The organism is Pseudomonas sp. Sample_9 (genome assembly GCF_004307535.1).
GTDB lineage: Bacteria > Pseudomonadota > Gammaproteobacteria > Pseudomonadales > Pseudomonadaceae > Aquipseudomonas > Aquipseudomonas mercuritolerans.
In genome coordinates, this window is sequence record NZ_RAZO01000184.1 from 1 (window position 1) to 2,701 (window position 2,701).

Here is a 2,701-nt window from a genome sequence, read left to right on the forward strand (position 1 = left end):
AAGCTGCAAGCTGCAAGCTGCAAGCTGCAAGCTGCAAGCTGCAAGCTGCAAGCTGCAAGCCAAGAGCCAAGAGCCAATCAGCTTTTACTTGCAGCTTGAGGCTTAAAGCTGCTTTTTCTCCCAGACTTCGAAGTTGTACGCAGGTTTATCTTCAACCGCCGGATTTTCAACATTCGACACCAGTTTCCACTGGTGCACATCAAACTCCGGAAACCACGCATCCCCTTGCGGGCTCAGCGCCACGCGGGTCAGGTACAACCGATCGGCCTGCGCCAGTCCCTGCGCATACAACTGCGCGCCGCCAATCAGCATCAGTTCATCAACGCCCTGGGCTTCCGCCCACTCCTCCGCGCGGGCCACGGCGGCTTCCAGCGACGGATAGACCTCGGCACCTTCGAGCTGCAGATCGGTCTGGCGGCTGACCACGATGTTCAAGCGCCCCGGCAGCGGCCGGCCGAGCGAATCCCAGGTCTTGCGACCCATGATGATCGGCTTGCCGAGCGTGGTCGCCTTGAAGTATTTGAAGTCCCCCGGCAGGTGCCAGGGCATGCTGTTGTCGACGCCGATCACGCGGTTTTCACCGAGGGCTGCGATCAGGCTGAGGGGGAGTGATTTAGTCATGGCGGCGAGGATACCAGAGCCGCGCTTACCCCGATAAGCGCCACAGCGGTTATGCTCAGCGCTCGATTTAGCGACGGTACGCCGCGTGACTGAACTGACTCCACTGCAAAACCTCTGGCTCACCGAAACCATCCGCCTGCGCGAAGAACACGCGGGGCCGCTGGATGATCTGGAAGCCAATCGTCTGGCCCGCACCGCTGGCGGCGATCTGCCGAGCCGCATTGCGCGCCGGGCGCTATGGCTGGCCGAGCGCGACGGGCTGACCGCCGCGCTCAGGCACTGGCTGCAAGGCGCGCGCCTGGCGTTGGTGTTGCTGGTGATTTTCGCCGTGCTCAGCGGCGCTGGTCTGGCATTCGCCGCACTTGGCCAGTCGCCGGTGAATGTGTTCTGGGCGCTGGGCAGCCTGCTCGGGATCAATCTGATTTTGCTGCTGAGCTGGGCGCTGGGCTTGATTTTCGCTGGCGAACACGGCGCCACCCTTGGGCGCTTGTGGCTGTGGCTCAGCGAAAAATTCGCCCGCGACGCCAAAGCCGCGCAACTGGCGCCGGCCCTGCTGTTGCTGCTGCAACGCAAGAAACTCAACCGCTGGGCACTCGGCGCCTTGGTCAATGGCTTGTGGCTGCTGGCAATGCTCAGCGCGCTGATCCTGCTGCTGACGCTGATGGCCACGCGGCGCTACGGCTTTGTCTGGGAAACCACGATCCTCGGCGCCGACACTTTCATCCACGTCACCCAGGCCCTTGGCTATCTGCCGTCGCTGCTCGGCTTCAACGTGCCGACCGAGGAAATGATCCGCGCCAGCGGCGACGGTGCCCTCGACATCGAAAGCGCACGACAGGCCTGGGCGACCTGGCTGGTCGGTGTGCTGGTGGTCTACGGCGTGCTGCCGCGCCTGCTGCTCGCGCTGTTGTGCCTGTGGCGCTGGAACAGCGGCAAAGCCGCGCTGCGTCTGGATCTGAATCTGCCCGGCTACGCGCAACTGCGCGAACGGTTGATGCCAACCAGCGAACGCCTCGGCGTCAACGACCCGGAGCCGGCGCAACTGCATCGCGTCGAAAGCAACGTCGGCGAACTCGCCAGTGAAGGCGCGCTGCTGGTGGCGATCGAGTTGGACGAACAGCGCCCATGGCCACCCGCGCTGCCGAAAAACGTCAGCAACGCAGGCATCCTCGACAGTCGCGAATCGCGGCACAAACTGCTCGAACAACTCAGTCGCTTCCCCCCGGCGCGGCTGGCCATCGCCTGTGATCCGCGACGTTCGCCGGATCGCGGCAGCCTTGCGCTGATCGCCGAACTCGCGCGCAACGTCGGCGCCACTCGGATCTGGCTGCTGCAAGCGCCGCCTGGCGAAGCGCTGGACGGGCAACGTCTGGGTGACTGGCACGCGGCGCTGCAACAGCTGGAATTGCCGTTCGCCGATTGCGCGCCGATGAACTGGCTGGAGAGCGGACATGACTGAAGCACTCAAGGCCCCGCTGAAACTTGCGGTGGTCGGCCACACCAACGTCGGCAAGACCTCGCTGCTGCGCACGCTGACCCGCGATGTCGGCTTCGGCGAAGTCTCGCACCGGCCGAGCACCACCCGACATGTCGAAGGCGCGCGGTTGTCGGTGGATGGCGAGCCGTTGCTCGATCTGTACGACACGCCGGGGCTGGAAGATGCGATCGCCCTGCTGGATTTTCTCGAGCGTCTGGAACGCCCCGGCGAACGTCTCGACGGCCCGGCGCGGCTGGCGCGGTTTCTCGACGGCAGCGAGGCGCGCCAGCGTTTCGAACAGGAAGCCAAGGTACTGCGGCAGTTGCTCGCCTCCGACGCCGGTCTGTATGTGATCGACGCCCGTGAACCGGTGCTGGCCAAGTACCGCGACGAACTGGAAGTGCTCGCCAGTTGCGGCAAGCCGCTGCTGCCGGTGCTGAATTTCGTCAGCAGCGCCAACCATCGCGAACCCGATTGGCGCGAGGCGCTGGCGCGGCTGGGGCTGCATGCGCTGGTACGTTTCGACAGCGTCGCACCGCCCGAGGATGGCGAGCGGCGCTTGTACGAGAGCCTCGCCCTGCTATTGGAAAACGCCCGGCCGCA

3 protein-coding genes are annotated in these 2,701 nt (G+C 64.8%); 2 read left to right on the forward strand and 1 reads right to left on the reverse strand.

The features are described 5' to 3' along the window. Positions 1-102: 102 nt before the first annotated feature. Positions 103-621 (reverse strand): dihydrofolate reductase, encoded by a 519-nt coding sequence (locus D6877_RS10145; protein ID WP_130910664.1) that lies wholly within the window; start codon positions 619-621, stop codon positions 103-105. A gap of 85 nt (positions 622-706) precedes the next feature. On the opposite strand from D6877_RS10145, the gene D6877_RS10150 reads away from it, so the two are divergent. Further along, a complete protein-coding gene (locus tag D6877_RS10150) occupies positions 707-2,080 on the forward strand; it encodes a DUF2868 domain-containing protein (protein WP_130910665.1) in 1,374 nt (457 codons plus the stop codon). After that, a partial coding sequence (locus D6877_RS10155) for a GTPase domain-containing protein (protein ID WP_130910666.1) occupies positions 2,073-2,701 on the forward strand: 629 nt, incomplete at its 3' end. The genes D6877_RS10150 and D6877_RS10155, both read left to right, overlap by 8 nt.